This is a genomic window from Candidatus Regiella insecticola LSR1, assembly GCF_000143625.1.
GTDB classification, from domain to species: Bacteria; Pseudomonadota; Gammaproteobacteria; order Enterobacterales; family Enterobacteriaceae; genus Regiella; species Regiella insecticola.
Genome location: NZ_GL379610.1, coordinates 1 through 788, shown reverse-complemented (window position 1 = coordinate 788; position 788 = coordinate 1). Strand labels below are relative to the sequence as shown.

At 43.8% G+C, this 788-nt stretch carries 1 protein-coding gene; it reads right to left on the bottom strand.

From position 1 onward, the window contains the following. Positions 1 to 698 (bottom strand): 2-oxoglutarate dehydrogenase E1 subunit family protein (locus tag REG_RS14810; protein WP_039907961.1); only part of this gene is annotated, 698 nt, incomplete at its 3' end. Between the last annotated feature and the right edge of the window lie 90 nt (positions 699 to 788).

The following is a 788-nucleotide window of genomic DNA, read 5'->3' as shown; positions in this document are numbered from 1 at the left end:
CCTTCCAATGAAAAGCGTTTAGCGCCAGGGAACTTGGTACCTAAATAACGTTCCAACCCTTCAGCGGCAGTGAGTTCGTCAAGAAAGCGGCGTTTTTCATCGTCATTAAACAACGGTTTACCCACTACTGATTCAATGTGCTGTTGGATCCAGCGCTTTTCTTCCGTATTGGTAATGTGCATATATTCAATGCCGATCGATCCACAGTAAGTTTGTTCAAGCGCTTGACAGAGATCAGCCAATTTCATGGTGTCTTTGCCAACGACAAAAGAACCGACATTAAAGGTTTCCTGCAAATCGCTTTCAGTCAAATGATGAAAGCCGGGGTCAAGCTCCGGAACAGGCGTCTGCTGCCACAAACCAAGAGGATCAAGATTGGCGTGTTGATGACCACGAAAACGGAATGCATTGATCAATTGCAGTACTTTAACTTGTTTTGCATCTGCTTGTGGATCATGTGAAGAACAAGAAGCCTTAGCCATTTTCGCTAATCGGCGAAGCTCATCACGTATTTTGGAATGGAATTGTTCTGGTTGGTTTTCTATCGTCGCGGGGAGTTGTTGGAAAATGGAACGCCAATGCTGGTCAACAGAAGCGGCGTCGGTTAAATAATCTTCATAGAGCTGTTCTATATAAGACTGGTTTGCACCAGCCAAATAGGAGGAATCCAGCCAAGATCCCATGGTGCTGTTTTGCATTATGATCCCTTAAGGTGTTATACCCTTAGCCTTTTGAAGGACTGTGGGTATAAGGCTTTAATTTTCATTGTGGTTAATATTTATACCGTT